The sequence below is a fragment of the Blastocatellia bacterium genome (assembly GCA_035275065.1).
In the GTDB taxonomy this organism is placed as follows: Bacteria; Acidobacteriota; Blastocatellia; order UBA7656; family UBA7656; genus DATENM01.
Window position 1 is genome coordinate 49,719 of sequence record DATENM010000046.1, and the last position, 20,928, is coordinate 70,646.

Below are 20,928 nucleotides of genomic sequence, written 5' to 3' on the forward strand. Positions count from 1 at the left end.
GTTAAAAGTAATAACCAGGGAGAGCGCGGACCTCGAGGTTTATGCCACGCTCCTCAATTAATGATTCAAGGCCCCGCTTAACGGTGTCGTTATAACAAACGATGCCAAGCACCGCTTCAAGCGGGACACGCCTATGGACCAGCGCCTCCGCCTGGTAGCGCTGTTGTTTGCCGGGGTTCGCATCGTCCGTCTTGAAATCTCGCCTTTGCAGCAACGGCCAATCGATTTGCCTTAGATCACCGGAGCCGTCGATAAAGTCTGTTCCCGCTGTATAGGCGTGCTGGTCCGTGTAGATAAACAGAAGCCCAAGTTCACGCAGCCGGTAGACAGAAGAAACAAACATCACAATTTCAGAATTATCGCGCCGGGTGATTCCCCCATATCCCGTTTTGATATTATACAGCATTATCGAAAACGGCGTGAAATAGAAAGGAACGTAATCGCTTAGAGTGCCGTGTGGCGAGATGGGGACGCTCAGCCGCGCCCGCTTGTCGATCAGCGAGGTATTCCCGATATTTATGTAATTGGGGTCTTGTTCGACGGAATTCGGGCAAGGCATCCCACCATGATCCAGAATCCACGCGACGTTTGCCACATGCACGATGCGGAAAATTCGCGCCTCTTCTGGATTGAGGCTCGATAGAATGCGCTGCGACATGGTGTAGCAAGTTGTATCTCAAAATCGCTGATGAAAGCCAGTCGAATCGGGCAAGCCCTTCTTCTGGTTGATGTGCTACAAAGTAGTCACTCAGAACTACTCTTTGTAGCTTGGGTCAACGCGGTCGAGCTTGCGCAGCAGCGCCGGCCAGACGAGGTTGCCGCCCATGCCTTTCGTCACCTGCTCGACTTGCGCGAGGATGCCTTTGAGGATCGGCTCGCCGATATGGGTCAACTCCGAGCCGCCCGATTGCGCCAGCACCTGAATGCGGCACGAGGCTTCGAGCATATACATCGCCAGGAAGGCTTCCGCCGCCGAGCGCCCGACCGTCAGCAGTCCGTGATTGCGCAGAATCAGCGCCCGATTCGTGCCGAGGTCGGCGACCAGCCGCGGCTTCTCTTCGGCGTTCAGCGCCAGCCCTTCGTAATCGTGATAACCAATCGCCATCAGCGGCATCAGCGAGTGCTGCGAGATCGGCAGCAAGCCATGCTTCTGCGCTGACACCGCGACGCCGTGCAGGGTGTGCGTGTGATAGACGCAGAGCGCATCTTCGCGCGCTTCATGAACGGCGCTGTGAATCGTGAAGCCCGCCGGGTTAATCACGTACGGCGTTTCCATCATGGTGTTGCCCGCGAGGTCAACTTTGACGAGGCTCGACGCCGTGATCTCTTCAAACAGGAACCCGTACGGGTTGATGAGAAAGTGATGCTCCGGGCCGGGCACGCGCATCGAGATGTGCGTGAAGACGAGATCGTCCCAATGATAAAGCGCCGTCAGCCGGTAGAGCGCCGCCAGATCGACGCGCGCCTGCCATTCTTCCGCCGACACCTGCTCGCGAATGTTCATTGCTTTGGCTGCCTGCATAAGCTGTCCTCCTGAGTCATCGGTTGAGCCAATCGTTATAGCAGTGACGAGTGACGAGTGACAAGTGACAAGAAGTGATGAGTAGAAAGTGATGAGTGATGAGTAGGAAGACGGCGCGCTGAATATCTCGCTCTCTTCACTCTTCACTCTTCACTCATCACTCATCACTCACCACTCTTCTGAGCCGTAGGTGGCCAAAGGCGGCGGCTCCCGGCGACGAGCCGGAAAAGACTTGCGGCGCGCGGCCCGTTTCGCTGGCATAACGTTCCGCGATATTCATTACGGTCGCTTGCGCATGCTTTCGCCCGAGGACGGCGACCGTGCCGCCGCTGCCACCGCCGGTGATCTTCGCGCCATACAGGCCGCGGGCCATGCCGGCCTGGCGCACCAGATTCACCAGCAAGTCGGTTCCTTCAGAGCCGAGCCCGCAGGCCGAATAGCTGGCGTGCGACTGGTACATCAACTCGCCGAGCAACTGACAGCCGCGCCCGCTCGGCGACTGCGCTAGCAGCTCGGCAAAGGCGCGGACGCGGAAATGCTCGTAGACAGGATGCGCCGTCGGCTGGCGCACCGCGTAGCTCCGTCCGGGCTCAACCCGCGTCGCCGCATCGGTCGTGCCGGTGAAGCGCGCCAGGAATTCGCCCCCCGCGATCCGCTCAGGCAAACGCGCCGCGTAGTACTGCGCGAATTCCGACGGCGTAACATTCGCCACATAACCCTGCCAGCGCGGATCAGTGAACTTGAGGCGTCCGCCGTCGCCGGCGGCTTCGACCGCGAGGCCGGCCATCTCGGCAATCATGCGATAGCCCATAAACGCGCCGACGCGCACCGAGCCGTAATCCGCGCCCGACACCGAATGGCGAATGCCCGAATCGATGCCCCAGACGGCCAGCTCATCGGGGATGGCGACGGTTCCCTGCAACTCGGCAGGCTGGCAGAGCAACGCCAGCAGGCGGCCGGCTTCTCCGCAACTCGCGGTCATTTGATCCATCACGCCGCAGGGCGCGCCGACCACGAAGTTTTCGACTTTCTGGCACAGCAGGGCGGTTTCGCGGGCATCGATCTGGATGTTGAAAGCGGCGCTGACGGCCTGCATCACGGCGACTTCGATGGCCGCCGACGAGCTGACGCCTTTGCCTTCCGGCACGCTTGAATCGATCAGCAATCGCGCGCCCTGATTGAAACGAATATTACATTCCCGCATCAAGACGAGAAACGCGCCCGCCGCGTAAGCCGCCCAGCGCGTCTGCGGGTCGCGTTCGAAGTAGGCGCGGGCCGCCGCGTAATCCAACGGCTCACCGGCACGCTCGAAATACGCGAGCGGCATCGTAAACGACGCGGCGCGCTGATTCGCTTCCGCGCCGAAGCTGACGATGCGCAGAGTGCGCTCGGCGACGGGTTGCAGGGCGACGAGGGCGGCTTCGCGGATCGGCAACTGCAAGACCAGCGAGCCGGAATAATCGGCGATGCCGCCCATCACATCGAGCCGTCCCGGCGCCCGCGTGACGATGACCTCGCCGTCGCCATCGAACAGCGAGCTTGCCGCCGCGACGTCGCTCTGATCGAGCCGGTTGAGCATTTCGATGAACCGCTCGACGTCCGTCAGCCCCCGGGTTGCGCCATGTGTGATCTGTAACATTGGCTCTTTATTCAGCTACGATAATAAACCGCCAAGACGCCAAGCGCGCCAAGCGCAACAAGGGAAGATGACTGTCCCTTGGCGCGCTTGGCGTCTTGGCGGTTAAAAGGCATTAGCCATCGAGTAGCCCGCGATCATTGAGCGCGCGCTTGAGCAGCGGCTCGATCTGCGCGCGAATCGCGGCGTTCGCGTAGCCGACCCATGCCACGTCTGCTTCAACGTTAAGCGGCGCATTGAGCGGCTGACCGTGCGCGTCTGTGATGATGACGCCAAGCTCGCGGGCGATCAGCTCGGCGCAGAGGTCATACGGGTGGCAGCAGATGCCTAAAGATTGGCCGCGCCTTTCAAGCACACGCTCCATCAGCGGACGCAGGTCGGCGACGAAGCGGTCATGGCCGGCCATCAATTCGTAAAGCTGGCCGCCCGTAGAGATGTATTGATCTTCGAAGCAATGCGCCTTGCCGTGGAGCGGCGGGCCGAGCGCGCCGCGCACGATCTCTTCGTCAATCGCCGCCAGCTCTTCGCGCGCGCCGGGAAAGAAACGCGCCACCATCGCGAAGCCGTGCGCGATGCTGCGCGCCCGCGACGGCTGCAAGGTCAGTTGCCAGCGCTCGCCGCTCAGACGATTGAATCGCTCGCCCTGCGCCCCCTCATCGCGCACCGCCCACAGCGTGTCGCTCAGGTGTTGCTTGATGAGCGGAATCTCTGTCTGTACGGCCAGCTCGATGTCTGTGAGACCTGTCTGCGCGCCGCGATTCGCGGCCACGCCGGTCAGTATCCAGGCGCTGCGCTTCTGATACATCAGGCCGCGCGTGCCGTCTATCGGGTCAACGATGATGCGCCACACGGCATCGGCTTCGTCGGCGTCGCGCGGCAAGATCAGTTTGCCGCCGTGCAAGCCTTCGGCGATCAGCACGACCGGCGAGCGTGTGGCAATCTCTGTCTCAACGAAGTCGATCAGCAACTCTTCGCTGACGCGATCAACCGCATAGATCGTGTCGCCTTCGTCGTCGCGGTCAATGCGAGCGAGGTCTTCGACGGCGGCGCGCTCGGTCGCCGCGACCACTTCGTCACGGATGCGCGCATGCAGGCGCAGAATCGGCTCCAGCAGCGCCTTTGCGCCATTCATTACAAACTCTCCCTTGCCGCTTGCTTGTAATGAGTATCGGGCTGGGCGCGCAGCTCGGCGGCTTTCTCTTCGGGCGCGGTGTCGCTCAGAAAATTGCCGCCGCCGATTTCGGGGCCGGCCAGGTACTTCAACAGATTCGGCTTGCGCAGCGGCGGGTGGAATTCGATGTGAAAATGAAAGCCCGGGTAATCGCCGCCATCCGTGGGCGCTTGATGTAGCGGCATCACGTAAGGGAACGGCATCTGCCAGAGGTTGTCGAATTTCACCAGCGCCCGCTTCAATGCTTCGGCAAAGTCGCGCCGCTCATCGTTTGATAACGCCGCGAGACTCGGATGCGTCTGTTTGGGCGCGACGAAGACTTCGTAAGCGTAGCGCGCAAAGTAGGGCATAAAGACGATGGCCGAGTCGTTTTCGTAGATGATGCGGCGGCCATCCTCGTGTTCGGCTCTGAGGATGTCTTGAAAGAGAGCGCGGCCCGTTTCTGCGAAGTGACGGCGGCTGGCGCGCGCCTCGGTCTCGATGGTTTTGAAGACAAAGTTGGTGGCGTAAATTTGGCAATGCGGGTGCGGATTCGAAACGCCGACGACTTCGCCTTTGTTCTCGAAGACGAGGACGTGATCGACGCCCGGGCGGCTGCCGAGGTCAACATATTGTTCTTGCCAGACCGTGAGCAGCGTTTCAATCTCTGCCGGCGCAAGCTCCGCGAGCGTCAGGTTGTGTCGGGGGCTGTAACAGACGACGCGGGCGATGCCGTGCGCCGGGCGGCGGCGATAGATGCCCGCGGGCGGCGGGCCTTCAGCCGGCGCGGCAGGGCCGACGCACGGATGGTCGTTGTCAAACACGAACGTCTGTTCGTAAGCGGGATTAACCGCGCCGCTCACCCGCCGGTTGCCGGGGCAGAGATAGCAATCACTGAGGTATTCCGGCAACGACTCGTCTTCGTGAGTGACGGTTTCGCCAATCCACGGGCGGTTCTGCCGGTGCGCCGCGACGATCACCCATTCCTCGCGCAGCGGATGCCATCGTTCTTCCCAGACCACTGACTCGCCTCCTGAAATTTGCCATTTGATGAAACCGCACATCAAACGATTATCTTATAGTAGGAGTGAGTAGGAATGAGGCGTTTTCATCGTTATGAGAATATTCTGAATTGAAAAGGTTACCGAGCCTCTTGCAGTTCTAAAGCAGAATCGATTTCTTTGACGATTTCTGGAATCGGCTTATTACGAGCGTCTATAACCTGATAATCTTTGACCAAATCCAGAATAGATTTGTTAAGCTCAGATGTCGGGAGAAGGACTGGAATGATCGGTTTTCCCAAAGATTGAGCTAACCCTATTTCAAAAGGAACCCAATTGCTTCTAACAGCGTCCTCTGAAAGAAGAACAAGTACGGCACTAGCGCTTCTGATGGCTTCACGTATCTGACTGGAAATCGGCGCCCCGGCAGCCATGTCGCTTTGGTCCAGAAACCCGGTAACGTCGATCTGGCGGAACATCCTCTCTAGTTGAGCGACAAATGCGGTGTCTTTGTTACTATATGAAATAAAAATTCTACGCATTTTCATTCTCCATTATTCGTTTGGCAAGTTCGTCCAGATATTTATCGAAACCATTTATATCAAGTATATTTATATCCTCGAACACGCCTTTACTGCCACCCATCTTCTCCAATTTTGAAACAGTCAGCCCATATAGAACAGCTATAATGCGCTTACCTTGTCCCCAAGCGGCACCCACTTCAGCCCATACCCAGAATCGTTGCGCAGACCAGGGAGTAAACAGCGCAACGACTTCTTGGCACTGAGTGATTTCGCTGTGAATAATCTCCTTAAAGTTAGCTCCTTTAGGAATGTCTGTCTCATCCAAGAAAGTAGAGGCTCCACAGTCCTGTATCCGTCGAGCAATCTGTCCGGCGAGCCATGCGTCCTGCTTGCCATGTGAGATAAAGACTTTGACCCCTCGCTTGCCCATACGCGCCTCATCATATCATGGGGATACATTTCATATGCAAATTCAGATGCCATTGGTACGGCATCAATGTATCCCCATGAAACAAGTCAGGGTGGGCAACTCACTTCCTTAACACTCTATACTCGAACGCCTTCAGCGTCACGGTCGCGGGCGACGCTCGGTCTGCAAGCAGGTCGTAATATCCCGCGCCGATGTTCAGCGTCACCGGCTCGCTCGCATGATTCAGGATGAAGGTGTAGCTCACGCCGTCTTTCGTGCGGCGTGTGACTTCGACCTCTTTCGGTAAGCCGGTGAACAGAGGCCGCAAGTTCTGCTCGGCAGCGTAACGCTTCAGCAGGTAACGCGCCGCGTCGGTGTTGAAGAACGAGCCGTAATAAACCGCCTTGCCGCGACCGACGCGCTTTTCGGTCGCCGCCACCCGGCCTTTCAGGTAATCGCGATTCCAGGTGGCAATCACCTGCGCGCTCTTCGGTTGCAGTACGTCGGCAAAGACGTTGACCGGCACCATTGCGCCGTCTTCAAAGCTCAAATCGTTCTTGCCGCGTGACGGCGGCTGGTAACAGTTGAACTCGTCGCGCTCGACGCCGAACAGATCGTCGAGCAGGATCGGCACGATACGTTCGGTCATCGCGTTGTCGCGGTCTTTGACGGCGCTGTGCGCCGACATCACAAAGGTGCCGCCCTGTTCGACAAAGCGTTTGATCTTTGCGGCTAGCGCGTCGTCCATCAACACCAGTTGCGGGCCGAAGATGATTTTGTATTTGCTGAAGTCCGCCGCCGGCGGGATGAAATCGATGTTGTACTTCATCTCTGACGCCGCTTGAAAGAAGCAGCCGACCGACGCCGCAACGTTCACTTCGTGGGTGAAGTACTGATGGTCGAAGACCCACTCGGCCTCGAAATCTTTGATGACCGCGATGTCGGAAACGATCTGCGAGCCGAGAATCGCTTTGCCAACTTTGTTGATCTCTGCGCCTTCTTTCTTGAACTCCTGGTAGCGGGCGCGCGGGATGTTATCGTGCTCCAGCACGCCCGACCAGTACTCTTCAGCGCCGCGCCGGGCGGTGCGCCAGCGGAAGTGCAACATGCCGTCCGCGCCATGAGCGATGGCTTGCCACGCCCAGAGGTTCATCTCGCCCGGTCGCGGGCTGCGCAGCAAGTAAGTCTGCCCGCCCGGCCCCGTCTGCTGCTCCATGATCATCCAGCGGCCATTGAAGCCGCGCGTCGCCGTGTAGCTCGCGCCGTTGCCATACTGCGGCACATCGGAAAAGGTCGGGTAGCTGTCATACGAATAGAGGTCGAGGTCGCGGGCGAACTGATAATAATCGATCCCCTTGAAGACGCCGTTGGTGGTGATGAACGCCTGGGGCAGCTGGCGGCGGATGAGCGCGACTTGCAGCGACTTGTACGAGTCCGCCGAATCCGAGCCGAAGCGCTTGAAGTCGAGCATCAGGCCGGGGTTGTGAAACGACATGGTCTGGCGCGGCAGCTTGATCTGCTGCCAGTCGGTATACCACTGGCTCCAGACGCGCGTGCCCCAGCGCTCATTGAGCGCATTGAGCGTGCCGTACTTCTGCTTCAGCCATGCGCGAAAGGCGACGGCGCATGGCTCGCTATAGCATTCGTGGTTTTCGCAGTTGAGCTCGTTATCGATCTGCCAGCCGATAATGTTGGGGTTGTCTTTGAAATGCTGGACCATCGCTTCGACGATGCGGCGCGTGTAGTCGCGATAGACCGCGCTGTTGTAGCAGATGTGGCGGCGCGATTGATCGTCGGCGGGCCGCCCGTCGGCGTTGACGTGCAGGACTTCGGGGTACTCCGCGGTCAGCCATTTCGGCGGCGTTGCCGTCGGCGTGCCGATGATCGTCTTGATGCCGTGACGGGCCAGCACGGCGATGGCTTTGTCGAACAGTGAAAAGTCATAGGTGCCTTTCCGAGGTTCCATGACGGCCCAGGCGAACTCGGCCATGCGCACGACGTTGACGCCGCATTCCTGCATGCGCGTGGCGTCCTGCTCCCAATAACTTTCGGGCCAGTGCTCCGGGTAGTAGGCGGCGCCGAAGAGAAACGTCTGATAGCGCTCGGCGGCGCGCACCGGCGGAACGATGAGCGCAGCCAGCAGAACGATGATGACCAAAGCGAGTGTCCTTTTCATAAGCCTCCCGTGTGATTCGGTCTACTCGGTATAAAAAACCAAGGCGACTAAAGTCAAGACGAATTAAGACGAATCAAACACAGAGACACGGAGACACGGAGGCACAGAGTTCTCTCCGTGCTTCCTCCGTGCCTCCGCGCCTCTGTGTCTCTGTGTTAAAGCATCATCCGCTCGCCGCAGACCTGAATGGCCATCGTTTGCCGACCGCTTGATTTGACAATCGGCGACGGATTCGCGATAAATTATCCCGCATCACGCATGAAATCCGCAGTGATATCAAACCACGGGGGAAAGCATGAAACTCGCCTCTTACACCAGACTGTTTGCCTGCCTGCTCGTCGCGCTCTTGCTGTTCGGCTGCTCGACCGCCAGCAAAAAGAAGAAGCTCGCCTTTGTCACCAACAACGCGGCGAACTTCTGGACGATTGCCAAGCGCGGCTGCGAGAAGGCCGACCAGGAGCTAGAAGATGTAGACGTTGAATTCAAGATTCCCGGCGAAGGCACCGCCGCCGAGCAGAAGCGTATCATTGACGATCTGCTCGCCAAAGGCATAGACGGCATCGCCATCTCGCCGGTTGACCCGGCCAACCAGACGCAACTGCTCAACGACATCGCCAAGCAAGCGCTGGTCTTCACACAGGACAGCGACGCGCCGCAAAGCAACCGCGCCTGCTATCTCGGCACAGACAACCATGCCGCCGGAGTGCAAGCCGGCCAACTGGTCAAAGAGGCGCTGCCCAACGGCGGCAAGATCATGGTCTTCGTCGGCAAGAGCGACGCGCAGAACGCCAAAGAGCGTTTCGCCGGCCTGAAAGAAGCGCTGCAAGGCTCGAAGGTCGAGATCATCGATCTGCGCACGGACGAGACAGACCTGGTGCGCGCCAGGGCCAACGTTGACGATACGTTGGTCAAGTATGCAGACATCGCCGGACTGGTCGGCCTCTGGGAATACAACGGCCCGGCCATCTTTAACGCGGTCAAAAGCGCCGGCAAGCTCGGCCAGGTCAAAATCGTCTGCTTTGACGAAGCCGACGACACGCTCGCCGGCATCAAGTCGGGCGGCATCTATGCCACGGTCGTCCAGCAGCCTTACGAGTTCGGCTATCAGTCAATCAAGCTGATGGCGGCAGTGCTGCACGGCGACAAGTCAGGGGTGCCCGCAAGCAAACAGGTCTTCATCCCGACCAAGGCCATCAAGCAGGCCGACGTCGACGCCTTCATCGAGCAGATCAACAAGCTGCGAGGTCGTTCCTGAGATGGCAGACGCAGTGCTGGAAATGCGCGGCGTCACCAAGCGCTTCCCCGGCGTCGTCGCGCTCAACGCCGTGGACCTGGATGTCTACGCGGCGGAAGTCGTCGCCCTGATCGGCGAGAACGGCGCCGGCAAGTCAACGCTGATGAAGATCATCGGCGGCGTCTATCAGCCGGACGCAGGCCACCTGCGCATCAATGGTCAGCCGGTGGTGATCCATTCGGTGAGTGACGCCATTCGCTTAGGCATCGGCTTCATCCATCAAGAGCTGAACGTTCTGGATAACCTGGATGTCGCGAGCAACATCTTCATGGGCCGCGAGCCGGTGCGCGGCGGGCCGCTGCGCTTGATTGATCGGCGGCGCATGGAGCGCGAGGCGCAAGTCTATATCGAGCGCCTGGGCCTCAACGTTACGCCGCGGACGCCGCTCGACAAGCTGTCGATTGCGCAGAAGCAACTGGTCGAGATCGCCAAGGCGTTGTCGCAAAATGCCCGCATCCTGATCATGGACGAGCCGACGTCGAGCCTGACCTTGACCGAGACCGGGCGGCTGCTCGCCGTCGTCAAGGAGCTGCGCGCTCAGGGCGTCAGCATGATCTACATCTCGCACCGCCTCGGCGAGATCGAAGAGGTTGCCGACCGCGTCGTGGCGCTGCGCGATGGCCAGAACGCCGGACGGCTCGGGCGCGAAGAGATTCATCACGACCAGATGGTGCGGCTGATGGTCGGGCGCGAGCTGAATACGTTTTACGTCCATTCGGACGCCGAAAAACAGCCGGGCTATTTCGCCATCGACAACCTGCGGACGGCGCGTTACCCGGATTCGCCGGTGTCGCTTGAGGTGGCGAAGGGCGAAATCCTCGGCATGGCCGGGCTGGTCGGCGCGGGCCGCTCGGAAGTGGCGCAGGCCGTCTTTGGCACAGACCCGGCGGCGGGCGGCGCGCTGCGGCTCGACGGCAAGCCGCTCGTCATCCGCTCGGCTGAAGACGCCATCCGCCACGGCATCTACCTGATCCCCGAAGACCGCCGCAATTCGGGATTGGTGATCGACATGACGATTCGCGAAAACATCACCATGCCGGCGCTGGCGCGTTACGCCTCGGGCGGGCTGATTCAGCGCGACCGCGAGCGCGACCGGGCGGCAGAGATGAGTAAGCGGCTGAATGTCAAAGCGCCGAGCGTCGAAGAGCGCGTCGGCAACCTGAGCGGCGGCAATCAACAGAAAGTCGTGCTGGCGAAATGGCTGTCGCTGCAACCGCGCGTGCTGATCTTTGACGAGCCGACACGCGGCATCGATGTCGGCGCGAAAGCCGAGATTTATGCGCTGATGCGTCAGCTAGCGCGCGAAGGCGTCGCCATCATCATGATCAGCAGCGACATGGAAGAGGTGCTCGGCGTCAGCGACCGCGTCGCCGTCATGCACGAGGGCCGCCTGACCGGCATCCTCGAACGCGAGGCGTGCAGCGAAGAAGCCATCATGCGCCTGGCCGTCGGCAAGACCGGCTCTGCGGGTGAACATCAACTGAGTTCGCTTTGAGTTTGACCGCAGAGGGCGCAGAGGGTCGCGGAGAATATCCTCTGCGTTCCTCCGCGCCCTCTGCGGTGAACGAATACTGAATAAGAATCGCGATGAAAAAAGAGCTTGGCATCTTCATCCTGCTAATCATCCTGTGCGTCGTCGTGGCGGCCATCAACCCGCGCTTTCTGGGCGGCGCTAACCTGCAAAACATGGCGCGGCTGGTCGGCATCTATGGCATCTTCAGCATCGGCATCGGCATGGTGATTATCACCGGCGGCATCGATCTGTCGGTGGGCTCGGTCTTTGCGCTGTTAGGCGTCCTGCTCTCGCAGATGTTGATGGAATGGCACTGGCCGTCGGCGCTGGCCGTGCTGGCCGTGATCCTGCTTGCGATGTTGCTCGGCGCGCTGCACGGGTTCTTGATTACCAAAATCAACATCCAGCCCTTCATCGTGACGCTGTGCGGGCTGTTGTTTTATCGCGGCGCGGCGCGCTTTATCGCTCACGACGAAACCAAGGGCTTTGGCGGCGAGGAGAGCGGATTCGAGACCTTGCGCACGCTGGCGTCGGGCAGTCTCTTCGGCATCCCGATGCCGTTCATCTTGCTGCTCATCATCAGCGCCATTATGTGGGTGATCCTGCACCGCTCGATCTATGGCCGCTATTTGTATGCGGTCGGGCGCAACGAAGAAGCGGCGCGCTATTCGGGCATCAACTCGCGGCGGGTGATCGCCAGCGCCTACATTTTGTCGGGCGGGCTTGCGGGGGTGTCGGGCGTGCTGATTGCGTTTTATACGAACTCGGTGTCGCCGTCGTCGCACGGCAATTTTTATGAGCTGTATGGCATCGCGGCGGCAGTGCTGGGCGGTTGCAGCTTGCGCGGCGGCGAAGGCTCGATCATCGGCATCTTGATCGGCGCGACCTTGTTACAAGTCTTGCAAAACCTGGTGAACCTGCTCGGCATCCCCAGCTCGTTGAACTTTGCGGTGATGGGCGCAGTGATCCTGCTGGGCGTCGTCGCCGATCAAATCCTCAAGCGCCGCGCCGCCCGCAGCCGCGCCGTGCGCGCTTGAGCCGTGGCGATCATTTGTCGACGTCGCGGACGCCGTTTTTGGCGATGTATTCGACGATCTCTCTGGCCAGCCGCTCGCGCTCGGGCGGCTTCAGCCCGCGCACAAAGTTCCAGTGTGTCCAGGGCCGATAGCCGGCGATGTCATCCCAGCGCTTCGCCAGGTAAACATTCAGCGCCTGCTTGATCGTCTCTTCCGAGGCGTCTTTCGGAGTGAGCTTCAGCTTCAAGTCCATCGTCACCCGCTGCCAGACGTCGCAGATCAACACATCGGTCAATGTTGGCGGCAGCGGCTCGTGAAACTTAATGCGGTAGTCATAGGTTTCGCGGTCGAGGAAGCCGGAGGCGCGATAAGGCGGCGCTTTGTACTTCTCGATCAGCGGTAACACCTGAGCGGGGGCTGGGGATTGCGCAAACGCCGCAGATTGCCCCCAGGAGATGCCAACGCATACGCACAGGGCGCAAGCTATCCATCCAAGTCGTTGCATAGATCGACTGATGTTTATCATAACCGGCGCGCGAACCCAAGCTCATCGCCGCCGACCGCACAATGCTGAGCGGCGCGCCGCACCAGGGTTCGTGTTGCGCGCCGCTCTGCCGGTCGGCCCATTTGGTCGGGTCATGGGGTGACCGTCAGCTTCACGGCATTGGATGAGCCAGCCGGCTCAGGATTGTTGACGATCAGGTCGAAGGAGCCGGGGTTAGGGATGTCGGTGTCTTTAAGATGCGCGACCAGCACCGTTGAGCTGGTGAAGGTCGCATCCACCTTTTTGCCGCCTAAGTTGACGGTGGAGGACTCGACGAAGCTGGTGCCGGTGATGGTGACGTCGGCATCAGCCGTTTTGCTTTTGACCGTCGGCGGGGTGATCGAGGTGATTGCGGGCTTGCGATTGCCAGCCGTCGCGGCATCGCCGCCCTTCAGTTTGTCGCTGCGCGGGTCATCCGTCTTAAAGAGGTTGCAAAACACTTCGTTCAGCTTCAGGGCGGCTTGATCCGAGAATAACCCTGCAAGGCCGGCCATAGCCGCTACGCCGTAGACGCTAATCTGATCGCTGGACACTTGCCCGGTCAGCATCCCGCCGCGCAGCACGAAGTAAAAAATCGCCGCCAGCGCCATGCCCGAGAAGGGCCGGAGAAAGTACCACCAGAACCACGAGATGTAGATGCGCTGGCTGCCGACGAAGGCAGTATAGGATTTGGCGGCATGGAAGAAACTGCCCAGCGCCCCGGCCACCATAACGATGCCGAGCAGCCGCACTTCGTCTTGCATGTAGGTGTGGTACTGCCCCCAGAAGAGAAATATCTCGTGGTTCTCATCCCGCTTGACCCAGAGCTTCAACAGCAGGTAGGCGAGGAGGATGAACACGATCAGCAGGTATAAGCCGAGGAGGTAGGTTTGCCACCACTGCGGGGATTTGGGGCAAGGCGGGTCCGGGCAGGCGGGCTTGGGGGGAGGCGTAATCGCGAGTTCTATCTTCGCATCCGCCGGGGCTTCGGCGGTGACCTTCTCCGTCGCAGAGGGAGGCTGGCCAGCCGTCGCGGTCGTGTCCGTCTGTGCTTCCGGTGGGGCGACATCCTTCTTGCTTTCCTCACTGGGAGGCAGTGTGACGGTCGCGTTATTGTTGTCCTTGTCAGGTGGTTTATCACTCATCGTTCTACCTCGCTAAGCCAAGATTTAATGTGCTCAGGCCTCTGTCCAGATGAAAGCCCTGTTTCCGCCTAAGGCACGCCAGGCCGGATTTGCTCTATCGTCAGTTTTTTATAACGCCGGGTGACGTTATAATGCGCCAAACCCTTCGGCGGCGGGATCAACAGAAATTGGTCTTAGTTATAAAAACTGCACAATACCGTGAGGGTTACGACAAACGCCGCACGGATCATGTACCGGACGGATTGATTGTCAATGCGAGTCGCGCGACCGTACGCCCTCCGAATGTGTTCCACACCCGGCGAAGCTGGACACTCAACCGCCAGCTTACACTCTATTAGTGTATGTACTTTCGCGGATAAACATTTCAAAGCAGATTCCCACATCCCGCTTAATTCGACCTCACAAAATTGATACAATGCCCGGCGCCTGGTCCAAACCGTTCAAGAATCTTGAGAGGTGATAGACGATGAAGCGACGCATTCAACTCGCGCTCCTGCTGTTTGCCCTTTGCTGCTCGTTCTTGCTGCCCGCGCAGCAGGCGCAACATAACGAACGCTCGCAGGCGACCAAGAAAATAGACGACGCCGCGTTGCGCAACGCCGACCAGAAGAAAGCCGATTGGCTGACGCACGGGCGCAACTATGCCGAGACGCGCTTCAGCCCGCTCCAGCAGATCAACGCCGCGAACGTCAAAACCCTCGGCCTCGCATGGGCCTTCGACGCCGAGACGACGCGCGGGTTGGAAGCGACGCCCATCGTCGTTGACGGCGTCATCTACACGACCGGGAGCTGGAGCATCGTTTATGCGCTCGATGCGCGCACGGGCCAGTTGCTCTGGAAGTACGACCCGAAGGTGCCGGGCGCGTACGGGCAGCGCGCCTGTTGCGACGTGGTCAATCGCGGCGTCGCCGTCTACAAGGGCCGAGTCTATGTCGGCGCGCTCGACGGGCGGCTGATTGCTTTGGATGCCGCCACCGGCACGCCGGTCTGGTCGGTCGTCACCGTAGACCAGTCGCAGCCTTACACGATCACCGGCGCGCCGCGCATCGTCAAAGGCCGCGTGCTGATCGGCAACGGCGGCGCCGAGTTCGGGGTCCGCGGTTACCTTTCGGCTTATGATGCCGACACAGGCCGTCTCGCATGGCGCTTCTACACCGTGCCGGGTGATCCGTCGAAGCCATTCGAGTCGCCAGCAATGGCGCGCGCCGCCAAGACCTGGAACGGCGAGTGGTGGAAGATAGGCGGCGGCGGCGGCACGGTCTGGGATTCGATGGCTTACGACCCGGAGCTCGACCTGCTCTACGTCGGCACCGGCAACGGCTCGCCGTGGAATCAAAATGTCCGCAGCCCCGGCGGCGGCGATAATCTCTATCTCTCTTCAATCCTCGCGCTCAAGCCCGACTCGGGCGAGCTGGTCTGGCACTATCAAACGACGCCGGGCGAAAACTGGGACTTCACGGCGACGCAGCACATCATCCTTGCCGACCTCGACATGGGCGGGCGCAAGCGCAAGGTGCTGATGCAAGCGCCGAAGAACGGCTTCTTCTACGTCCTCGACCGCGTGACCGGCGAGCTGCTTTCCGCCGAAGCCTATGTGCCGATGAACTGGGCGACCGGCGTTGATAAGAAGACGGGCCGGCCTATCGAAAACCCGGCGGCGCGTTACAAAGACACCTTGACCATCGTGAAGCCCGGCCCGATTGGCGGCCACAACTGGCAGCCGATGTCTTTCAACCCGCAGACCGGGCTGGTCTACATCCCTGCGCAAGACCCGTTCTTTGGTTACGCCGGCGAGAAGAAGTTTCAATATCGGCCCGGCTCGTGGAATACCGGCAGCGACTTTTCGCTATTGAAAGCGGTGCCGCCGGTCGTGCCCACGGGCCACCTGCTGGCCTGGGACCCTGTGGCGCAGAAAGAGCGCTGGCGCGTGCCCTACAAGACGATCTGGAACGGCGGCACGTTGACGACTGCCGGCAACCTCGTCTTTCAAGGCACGGCGGATGGGCGCTTCGTCGCTTACTCGGCAGACAAAGGCGAGAAGCTCTGGGAGGTGACGGTTGGCACAGGCATCATCGCCGCGCCGGTGACCTATGAAGTCGACGGTGTGCAGTACGTCTCGGTGATGGCGGGATGGGGCGGCGCGGCGGCGCTGGTCGGCGGCGTCGAAAGCGGGCGCGCCAACGGCGCAGGAATGTTGCTGACCTTTGCGCTGAACGCCAAACAGACGATGCCCGACACGTTCAGCCGGCGGCTCCAGCCGGTGACGCCGATTGAATTCACCGCCGCGCCGGAACAAGTCGCCGCCGGCGCGGGGCTGTTCGCGCAGTGGTGCGCCTCCTGTCACGGGCTGGTCGGCATCAGCGGCGGCGCGACCCCCGACCTGCGTTATTCGGCGGCGTCGGTCTTTGATCACTACAAAGAAATTCTCCTTGAAGGCAAGAACCTGGCGCGCGGCATGCCGTCGTTCAAAGAGTGGCTGACGGCGGACGACGTCGAAGCGATTCGCGCCTACCTCCTCAAGCGCCGCGCCGACCTCAGCATCAAGCAATGAGCCATAAGATCACCGCAGAGGACACAGAGGGGCGCAGAGGATAAGCCCTCTGCGCCCCTCTGTGTCCTCTGCGGTTTCTACTGACCGTACAGGCTTGCAGGTCACCGGCCATTGCGCATAGCTTAGAAGCATGACCGGCGTTGATGCGAAACAGCGGATTGCCGCCGCGCACCGCGACGAGGCGGCGGCAAAGAATCAGGCGGCGCGGTTATCCATCCTCGCCGCCGCCTTCCTCATCGCCATCAAATCGATCACCGGCTTGCTCACCGGCTCGATCAGCGTCTGGGCGTCGCTGCTCGATTCGCTGATGGACATCTTCGCCTCGGTGGTCAACTTCTTCGCGGTGCGCGCGGCGGCGCGGCCCGCCGACGAAGATCACACCTACGGTCACGGCAAGGCCGAATCGCTCGCCGGATTGTTCCAGGCTATGGTAATCACGGCGTCGGGCCTCTTCCTGATCCGCGAAGCGATCAAGCGCATCCGCGAGCCGCGCGAGATCGCTTCTGAATGGCTCGGCATCGGCACGATGGCCATCGCCATCGGGGTGAGCCTGGCGCTGGTGGCGCGCTTGCGCAAAGTCGCTCGCGACACGGAATCGCCGGCGATGGCTGCGGACGCCGTGCATTATGCGTCGGACATCTACACCAACGGCAGCGCCCTGGTGGCGCTCGCCGTGGTTTACTTCAGCGGCTGGAAGATCGTTGACCCGCTCATCTCGATTACGATTTCGCTCTACATCCTCTGGTCGGCGTTCACGGTGGCGCGCGAAGCCGTAGACATTCTGATGGATCGTCGCTTGCCGCAAGAGATCGATGAGCAAGTCGCCGCCGTCGTCAGCCGTTATCAAGGACAAGGCGTCTTTGGCTTCCACGATCTGCGAACGCGACGTTCGGGCTCGCTGAAGTTCATTGACCTGCACCTCGACGTCGAGCGCCGCCTGACCTTCGAGCAGGCGCACGCCGTATCGGTGCGCGTGCTGCGCGAGATCGAAGCCGAAATCCCGCGCTCGCGCGTCAGCATCCATACTGACCCCGCGGAGAAGGAAGGGCTAAGTAGGCAGGAAGCAGGAAGCAGGAGGCAGGCTGACGTTGCAAAAGATCAGCATCAGCAGAATAGCTGAAAATCAAATCAAGAACTGCCTCCTGCCTCCTGCCTCCTGCTTCCTGGCTCTCAGCCCCGCTTCTGCTACAATACGCCTCGCGCCCGGCCAGTGGCGGCGCGTAATCTCTCAAACATCTCCCGGAGGTGAAGCGTGAACCGAGTGCGCTCGCTTTGGCTTGTCGCCTGTTGCTTCTTGATTATCTTTTGTATCCCTTCTTCGATCCTCGCGCAGTCGTTCGATCAAACGCTCTATCAGGGCATGAAGTGGCGCATGATCGGCCCGCATCGCGGCGGGCGCACGGTCGGCGCGGTCGGTGTGCCGGGGCAGCCGAATCTTTTTTATATCGGCGTCAATAACGGCGGCGTCTGGCGCACGGATGATTATGGGCGCACCTGGCAGCCGATCTTCGATGACCAGCCGACCGGCTCAATCGGCGCGCTGGCGGTCGCGCCGTCAAACCCCAGCATCATCTATGTCGGCAGCGGCGAAGGCTTGCAGCGCCCTGACCTGTCGGTCGGCGACGGCATGTATAAATCAACCGACGCGGGGCGAACGTGGCAGCACCTCGGCCTGCGCGACGGCCAGCAGATCGGCGCCATCATCGTTGATCCGAAGGACGCCAATCGTTTGTTCGTTGCCGTGCTCGGCCACCCTTACGGAGCCAACCAGGAGCGCGGCGTCTATCGCTCGATCAACGGCGGCCAGTCGTTTGAGAAGGTGCTTTACAAAGACGAGAACACCGGCGCGATTGCCCTGGCGTTCGACCCCGTGAATGCGCAGACCGTCTATGCCGATCTCTGGTCGGCGCGGCAGGGGCCGTGGGAGAACGGCCAGTGGCAGGGGCCGATGAGCGGCCTTTACAAATCTACCGACGGCGGCGCGACCTGGCGGCAATTAACCAAAGGTCTGCCGACCTTTGAGCAAGGGCTGGGGCGCATCGGGTTTTCGGTCGCGCCCGGCAACGCCAACCGACTCTATGCGACCGTGGATGCAGGGCCGCAGTTCGGCGGCCTCTACGCTTCGGACGATGCGGGCGAGAGTTGGCGGCGGGTCAACGAAGACCCGCGGCTGTGGGGGCGCGGCTCGGACTTTGCGGAAGTCAAAGCCGACCCCAGGGACGCCAACGTCGTCTATGTCGCCAACGTCGCGACTTATAAATCAACCGATGGCGGCGCCAGCTTCACGGCGTGGAAGGGCGCGCCGGGCGGCGACGATTATCACACCATCTGGATCAACCCGGATAACTCGCAGGTCATTCTGCTCGCCAGCGATCAAGGGGCAGTCATCACCGTCAACGGCGGGCGCACCTGGAGCAGTTGGTACAACCAGCCGACGGCGCAGTTTTATCATGTCATCACCGACAACCAGTTTCCTTACTGGGTCTATGGCGGCCAGCAGGAGAGCGGCTCGGCAGGCGTCGCCTCGCGTGGCAATGACGGGCAGATTACCTTTCGTGAATGGCATCCCGTAGGCGTCGAAGAGTATGGCTACGTCGCGCCCGACCCGCTCAACCCGAACATCATCTACGGCGGCAAGGCGAGCCGTTATGATCGCACCACCGGGCAGACTGAAAACATCGCGCCCGAAGCCGTGCGCAGCGGCAAGTATCGCTTCCTGCGCACCTCGCCGATCATGTTTTCGCCGACCGACCCGCGCGTGCTTTATCTTGCCGGCAACGTATTGTTCAAGACGACCAGCGGCGGCAAGAGATGGGAAGTCATCAGCCCTGATCTTTCGCGCGAACAGCCCGACGTGCCCGCGAGCATCGGCGTCTTTAGCACGCCCGATCTTGCACGGATGCCGCGACGCGGCGTGATCTACGCGCTCGGCCCATCATACAAAGACGGCGACACGATCTGGGCCGGCACGGATGATGGACTGGTACACCTGACACGCGATGGCGGCAAGTCATGGCAGAACGTCACGCCACCGCAGTTGACGGCGTGGAGCAAGGTCTCGCAGATTGACGCCAGCCACTTCGACAGCAACACGGCTTACATCGCCGTCAACCGCATACGGCTCGACGACATGCGCCCGCACATCTACCGCACGCGCGACGGCGGCAAGAGCTGGACAGAGATTGTGCGCGGCTTGCCCGATGACCCGATCAACACGGTGCGCGAAGATCACGAGCGCCGCGGCTTGCTGTTTTGCGGCAGCGAGCGCGCCGTCTTCGTATCGTTCAACGATGGCGACGACTGGCAGCCGCTCAGGTTGAACATGCCCGCAAGCTCGATACGCGATCTGGTCATCCACAACGATGATGTCGTCGTCGGCACGCACGGGCGGTCGTTCTGGATTCTGGACGACATCACGCCGCTTCGGCAGGCCAGCGCCCAGGTCGCTGCGGCAGACGCCTACCTCTTCGCGCCGCAAGTGGCGTATCGCATCAAGCGCAACACCAACACAGACACGCCGCTGCCGCCCGAAGAGCCCGCCGGCCAGAACCCGCCCGACGGCGCGATCATCAATTACTATCTGAAAGCGAACGCGGCGACGCCCATCACGCTTGAGATATTCGACCACGATGGCAAGCTGGTGCGCCGCTTTGCGAGCGATGACCAGCCGGAGCCTGTCAGAGAAAAAGAGCTGGCCATTCCGACCTACTGGATACGCCCGCCGCAACGGCTGGCCACGGAAGCCGGGATGCAGCGCTTCGTCTGGGATTTGCACTATCCGCCGCCGCCCGCCGAGCGCCGCGCGTATCCGATTTCGGCAATCTACCGCGATACGCCGAGCGAGCCGATGGGGCCGGCGGTCTTGCCCGGCAGCTACACCGTAAAGCTGACCGCCGGTGGCAAGAGTTACACGCAGCCGCTCGTCGTCAAGATCGATCCGCGCGTCATGACACCCGCGGAAGGGCTGGCCCAACAATTCAATCTTTCAATGCAATGCTACGAAGGGCTACTGCGTTTGAGCCCGGCGCTTGTGCAGGCGCGGCAGTTGCGCGGCCAACTGAAGTCGCTCGGCGAGCAGGCTCCGAAAGGCGCGGTTGCCGAAGCCGTCGCGGCGCTTGATAAGAATGCGGCGGCGCTGGCCGGCAGCGCGCCGGGGTTCGGGCGCGGCGGCGCTGGCGCAATGAGTCTATCGCGGGCGATGGCGGAGCTAACGGCGCTGCTTGAAAGCCTGCAAGCCGCCGACGTAGCGCCGACCACACAGGCCGCCGCCGCCGTCAATCAACTGCAACCGGCGGTCGCCGACCTGGCGGCGCGCTGGGAGGCAATCAAAGGCGGCGACTTGAAGACGCTCAACGAGCAATTGCGGCGAGCCGGGCTGAAACCGCTCACCGTTGATCCCCGGTAAGAGCGACTGCTGAAATGGCTGCTGGTCGGAAGAGAGCCCGGTCAGCAGCCATCAGGGTTGTGC

Annotated in this window: 16 protein-coding genes; 6 read left to right on the forward strand and 10 right to left on the reverse strand. The window is 60.8% G+C overall.

The annotated features are described in order from the left end of the window. Position 1: 1 nt before the first annotated feature. From VJ464_10200 to VJ464_10235, 8 genes are all read right to left on the reverse strand, one after another. On the reverse strand, positions 2-658 hold the full coding sequence (locus VJ464_10200; protein HKQ05494.1) for a DUF4433 domain-containing protein: 657 nt from the start codon (positions 656-658) through the stop codon (positions 2-4). A gap of 96 nt (positions 659-754) precedes the next feature. Then, entirely contained in the window at positions 755-1,522 is a 768-nt protein-coding gene (locus VJ464_10205) for a class II aldolase/adducin family protein (GenBank protein HKQ05495.1), read from the reverse strand. A 157-nt stretch (positions 1,523-1,679) separates the two neighbouring features. Beyond that, positions 1,680-3,161: a galactokinase family protein gene (locus VJ464_10210; GenBank protein HKQ05496.1), complete on the reverse strand. Its 1,482-nt coding sequence runs from the start codon at positions 3,159-3,161 to the stop codon at positions 1,680-1,682. A gap of 112 nt (positions 3,162-3,273) precedes the next feature. Then, on the reverse strand, positions 3,274-4,290 hold the full coding sequence (locus VJ464_10215) for an inositol monophosphatase family protein (GenBank protein HKQ05497.1): 1,017 nt from the start codon (positions 4,288-4,290) through the stop codon (positions 3,274-3,276). Next, a complete protein-coding gene (gene galT / locus VJ464_10220; protein HKQ05498.1) occupies positions 4,290-5,330 on the reverse strand; it encodes a galactose-1-phosphate uridylyltransferase in 1,041 nt (346 codons plus the stop codon). The genes VJ464_10215 and galT overlap by 1 nt, the downstream gene beginning before the upstream one ends. A gap of 119 nt (positions 5,331-5,449) precedes the next feature. Then, complete coding sequence (locus VJ464_10225) at positions 5,450-5,851, reverse strand: toll/interleukin-1 receptor domain-containing protein (GenBank protein ID HKQ05499.1); 402 nt, start codon at positions 5,849-5,851, stop codon at positions 5,450-5,452. Further along, positions 5,844-6,263 carry a toll/interleukin-1 receptor domain-containing protein gene (locus VJ464_10230; protein HKQ05500.1) on the reverse strand — a complete coding sequence of 140 codons (420 nt, stop codon included), beginning with the start codon at positions 6,261-6,263 and terminating at the stop codon, positions 5,844-5,846. The genes VJ464_10225 and VJ464_10230 overlap by 8 nt, the downstream gene beginning before the upstream one ends. Before the next feature lie 100 nt (positions 6,264-6,363). Beyond that, positions 6,364-8,418, reverse strand: a complete 2,055-nt coding sequence (locus VJ464_10235) for a beta-galactosidase (protein HKQ05501.1) — start codon at positions 8,416-8,418, stop codon at positions 6,364-6,366. Positions 8,419-8,713: 295 nt separating this feature from the next. Here VJ464_10235 and VJ464_10240 point away from each other — a divergent pair, with 295 nt between their 5' ends. From VJ464_10240 to VJ464_10250, 3 genes are all read left to right on the forward strand, one after another. Next, positions 8,714-9,673 carry a sugar-binding protein gene (locus VJ464_10240; protein HKQ05502.1) on the forward strand — a complete coding sequence of 320 codons (960 nt, stop codon included), beginning with the start codon at positions 8,714-8,716 and terminating at the stop codon, positions 9,671-9,673. A 1-nt stretch (position 9,674) separates the two neighbouring features. Next, on the forward strand, positions 9,675-11,207 hold the full coding sequence (locus VJ464_10245) for a sugar ABC transporter ATP-binding protein (protein HKQ05503.1): 1,533 nt from the start codon (positions 9,675-9,677) through the stop codon (positions 11,205-11,207). Positions 11,208-11,299: 92 nt separating this feature from the next. Continuing rightward, entirely contained in the window at positions 11,300-12,262 is a 963-nt protein-coding gene (locus tag VJ464_10250) for an ABC transporter permease (GenBank protein HKQ05504.1), read from the forward strand. Between the two features lie 10 nt (positions 12,263-12,272). On the opposite strand, the gene VJ464_10255 is transcribed toward VJ464_10250, so the two are convergent. Together VJ464_10255 and VJ464_10260 are read right to left on the reverse strand one after the other, a co-directional pair. Beyond that, a complete protein-coding gene (locus tag VJ464_10255; protein ID HKQ05505.1) occupies positions 12,273-12,746 on the reverse strand; it encodes a hypothetical protein in 474 nt (157 codons plus the stop codon). Between the two features lie 131 nt (positions 12,747-12,877). Continuing rightward, the gene (locus tag VJ464_10260; GenBank protein ID HKQ05506.1) at positions 12,878-13,909 is read right to left on the reverse strand and encodes an IPT/TIG domain-containing protein; all 1,032 of its coding nucleotides are present in this window, start codon (positions 13,907-13,909) and stop codon (positions 12,878-12,880) included. A gap of 466 nt (positions 13,910-14,375) precedes the next feature. Here VJ464_10260 and VJ464_10265 point away from each other — a divergent pair, with 466 nt between their 5' ends. The 3 genes from VJ464_10265 (at position 14,376) to VJ464_10275 (ending at position 20,865) form a co-directional block, all read left to right on the forward strand. After that, a complete protein-coding gene (locus VJ464_10265) occupies positions 14,376-16,460 on the forward strand; it encodes a PQQ-dependent dehydrogenase, methanol/ethanol family (GenBank protein HKQ05507.1) in 2,085 nt (694 codons plus the stop codon). Positions 16,461-16,590: 130 nt separating this feature from the next. Continuing rightward, entirely contained in the window at positions 16,591-17,580 is a 990-nt protein-coding gene (locus tag VJ464_10270) for a cation diffusion facilitator family transporter (GenBank protein HKQ05508.1), read from the forward strand. A 132-nt stretch (positions 17,581-17,712) separates the two neighbouring features. Next, a complete protein-coding gene (locus tag VJ464_10275; GenBank protein ID HKQ05509.1) occupies positions 17,713-20,865 on the forward strand; it encodes a glycoside hydrolase in 3,153 nt (1,050 codons plus the stop codon). Positions 20,866-20,928: the final 63 nt, after the last annotated feature.

What these genes read in the sequence shown, in the direction of transcription:
- VJ464_10230 (HKQ05500.1), bottom strand. Translation starts at nt 6,263, where the DNA reads ATGGGCAAGCGAGGGGTCAAAGTCTTTATCTCACATGGCAAGCAGGAC.
- VJ464_10270 (HKQ05508.1), top strand. Translation starts at nt 16,591, where the DNA reads ATGACCGGCGTTGATGCGAAACAGCGGATTGCCGCCGCGCACCGCGAC.
- VJ464_10225 (HKQ05499.1), bottom strand. Translation starts at nt 5,851, where the DNA reads ATGCGTAGAATTTTTATTTCATATAGTAACAAAGACACCGCATTTGTC.
- VJ464_10200 (HKQ05494.1), bottom strand. Translation starts at nt 658, where the DNA reads ATGTCGCAGCGCATTCTATCGAGCCTCAATCCAGAAGAGGCGCGAATT.
- VJ464_10255 (HKQ05505.1), bottom strand. Translation starts at nt 12,746, where the DNA reads ATGCAACGACTTGGATGGATAGCTTGCGCCCTGTGCGTATGCGTTGGC.
- VJ464_10240 (HKQ05502.1), top strand. Translation starts at nt 8,714, where the DNA reads ATGAAACTCGCCTCTTACACCAGACTGTTTGCCTGCCTGCTCGTCGCG.
- VJ464_10235 (HKQ05501.1), bottom strand. Translation starts at nt 8,418, where the DNA reads ATGAAAAGGACACTCGCTTTGGTCATCATCGTTCTGCTGGCTGCGCTC.
- VJ464_10215 (HKQ05497.1), bottom strand. Translation starts at nt 4,290, where the DNA reads ATGAATGGCGCAAAGGCGCTGCTGGAGCCGATTCTGCGCCTGCATGCG.
- VJ464_10205 (HKQ05495.1), bottom strand. Translation starts at nt 1,522, where the DNA reads ATGCAGGCAGCCAAAGCAATGAACATTCGCGAGCAGGTGTCGGCGGAA.
- VJ464_10245 (HKQ05503.1), top strand. Translation starts at nt 9,675, where the DNA reads ATGGCAGACGCAGTGCTGGAAATGCGCGGCGTCACCAAGCGCTTCCCC.
- VJ464_10250 (HKQ05504.1), top strand. Translation starts at nt 11,300, where the DNA reads ATGAAAAAAGAGCTTGGCATCTTCATCCTGCTAATCATCCTGTGCGTC.
- VJ464_10260 (HKQ05506.1), bottom strand. Translation starts at nt 13,909, where the DNA reads ATGAGTGATAAACCACCTGACAAGGACAACAATAACGCGACCGTCACA.
- VJ464_10265 (HKQ05507.1), top strand. Translation starts at nt 14,376, where the DNA reads ATGAAGCGACGCATTCAACTCGCGCTCCTGCTGTTTGCCCTTTGCTGC.
- VJ464_10210 (HKQ05496.1), bottom strand. Translation starts at nt 3,161, where the DNA reads ATGTTACAGATCACACATGGCGCAACCCGGGGGCTGACGGACGTCGAG.